The following is a 1,796-nucleotide window of genomic DNA, read 5'->3' on the forward strand; positions in this document are numbered from 1 at the left end:
TCGACGCGCGACACGTCGCGGATCGCGACATGCTCGCCGCGCAGGTGCGGCAGCACGAAGCGCGTGACGAGCGCGGCGGCCGTCAGCCCGACGATCGAATACAGCCCGAGTTGCACGAGGCCCGGGAATCCGGAGAACAGCATCGACGCGAAACCGCATACGGACGTCAGCACACCGAGCCGGATCGTCGGCCAGTACGCGGCGACCCATGCGCGCGTCGCGTCGGCCGGGCGCGCCGCGCCTCGCGTGCCGGCCTGCGCCGACTGCACGAACAGGTAGATCGAATAGTCGACGGCTTCGCCGATCAGCGTCGTACCGAAGCCGAGCGTCAGCCCGTGGACCGTACCGAACGCGAGGCTGACCGCCGCGATTCCCGCCGCGACGCCCGTCAGCACCGGCAGCAAGCCCAGCGCGAGCGTGCGCGGCGAACGGTACAGCGTCAGCAGCAGCGCGACGATCAGCACGACGCTCGCCGTCGACAGCCGTTCGACGTCGTGCCGGATCGTGTCGCGCGTGTCGACCGAGAACACGCCGGGGCCCGTCATCGCGAGCGTGGTCGCGGCGGCGTTCGGCACGGCCTGCTTCGCGGCGGCAAACGCGCGCCGCGCGGTGTCGATCGCGCGGGCCTGAGCGTCGGTATCGGAACCGGCTGCGGCCGTCTGCACGACGAGCACCGCACGCGTGCCGTCGCGCGATGCCCACACGCCATCGCGGCTCGCCGGTTCGGCCGCGCTGTCGAACTGGTCGACGAGCGTGGCGACTTCACCGGTCGGATCGCGCGGCAGCATCGCCTTGGCCACGAGGCCGGCCGACGAACTCAGCAGGTCGAGGCTGTCGCCGAGCGCCTGATGCAGGCCGGCGGCGCTGAAGCGCTGCGGCGTGACGGCCGGGCTCAGCAGGTAGCGGTGATCGAAGATGAACTGGCGGTCGCGTGCGTCGTTCGCGGCTTCGCCGTTGTGAACGGCCGCGAACTGCGGATCGGCGCGCAGCGCACCGGCGACGCGCCGCGACAGCGCGGCGCGCGTCGTGGCATCGCCGCCGTCGATCGCGACGAGGATCAGCCGCGACACGATGCCGTCGCGCAACTGGTCGACGAGCACGCGCTGCCCGGCGCTCGGCGAGCTCGGCAGGAACGCGGACAGGTCGGCCGTGAAGTGCGCGCGCCCGATCGCGACGCCGCACGCGAGAAGCGCGAGCAGCCACACGAGCACCGCGCGCTGCCGCAGCGCATGCAGGCGGCGGGCGACCGGTGACGACGGGGGCCGGGTGCGTTCGTCCATCAGTTCGGGTTCGCCGGAACGGGTTGCAGGCGCATCACCGAACGGTCGCCGTCGGCCTGCCGAATCGCGACGCTGCGCAACACGTCGCGCGAGCCGTCGAGCGTGATCGTGCTGACGACCTTCAGCATCCGCGAGTCGAGCGGCGTGAGCGTCAGCGTCCAGTCGTCGCCGCGCCCGGCGAGCGCGACCTTGTACACCTGTTCGAGCGCGAAGCGGTTGCCGGCGAGCGTCGCGCGGATGCTGTCGATGAACGCGCCGAGTTCCGGATAGCGTGCGAGCGCGAGCGTGTATTTGCGGTTGTTGCGCTCGACGGTGAGCATGTCGCCGTCGACGACGAGGTGTTCGGGCTTCGGGCTCAGCGTGTGCTTCTCGAGATGGTCGGGCGCGACGAACACGAGTTCGCCGGACGACTCGACCGGCTGCGTCGCGATCGACAGGTATTTCGTCTCGGTGAACGTCGCCCGTCCCGACTTGTGCTGCGCAAGCGTCGACATCAGCCGGTCGAGCGTCCACGCC

General features: G+C 71.1%; 2 protein-coding genes. Both read right to left on the reverse strand.

What is annotated here, in order from left to right; genetic code table 11:
- A partial coding sequence (locus tag G3O06_RS47995) for an MMPL family transporter (protein ID WP_205820388.1) occupies positions 1-1,280 on the reverse strand: 1,280 nt, incomplete at its 3' end.
- On the reverse strand, positions 1,280-1,796 hold a 517-nt coding region (locus G3O06_RS48000; RefSeq protein ID WP_205820390.1), incomplete at its 5' end, for an outer membrane lipoprotein carrier protein LolA. The genes G3O06_RS48000 and G3O06_RS47995, both read right to left, overlap by 1 nt.

It is taken from the genome of Burkholderia sp. Ac-20345, assembly GCF_017104825.1.
Classification (GTDB): Bacteria; Pseudomonadota; Gammaproteobacteria; order Burkholderiales; family Burkholderiaceae; genus Burkholderia; species Burkholderia lata_B.